Here is a 468-nt window from a genome sequence, read left to right as displayed (position 1 = left end):
ACACCATGTTGATGCCAGTTAAGTAGCGCTTGAATTTTTATAATTACCTTCCTATTTAATTCTTTTTTTCCATACCATTATTTTATATTAACTTTTATTTCATCTCACTTTCCTTTTTCTACTTACTAATCCATATCTTTCCCTTCTTTTTCTCTCCTTTCTTCTCTCCTCCTTCCCTCTTCCTCTTTCTTCTCCTCATCTTTTCTCCCCTCCTCCTCCTCCTCTCTTCCTTTCCTTTCTTCTTTCCCCTCCTCTTCTTCTTTTCCCTTCTCCTTTCCCTCTTCTTTCTCCCTTCCCTCCTTCTCTTCCCTTTTTTCCTCTTCTTTCTTCTTTCTCTCCTCCCCCTTCTTCTCCCCCCCCTCCTTTCTTCTCTTCTTTCCCCTTTTCTTCCCCTCTTCTCTTCCCTTCCTCCTTCCCCTCCTCCTTCTTTCCCCCCCCCTTTCTTTTTCTTTCCTCTTCCTTTCCCCC

Annotated in this window: 1 protein-coding gene; it reads right to left on the bottom strand. The window is 42.7% G+C overall.

Annotation, left to right across the window (positions count from 1 at the left end):
• Positions 1-118 precede the first annotated feature (118 nt).
• On the bottom strand, positions 119-468 hold a 350-nt coding region (locus tag FHK88_RS14485; protein WP_227429322.1), incomplete at its 5' end, for a hypothetical protein.

It is taken from the genome of Psychrobacter sp. I-STPA6b (assembly GCF_020662265.1).
Classification (GTDB): Bacteria; Pseudomonadota; Gammaproteobacteria; order Pseudomonadales; family Moraxellaceae; genus Psychrobacter.
This window is presented reverse-complemented; position numbering and strand designations above follow the sequence as displayed.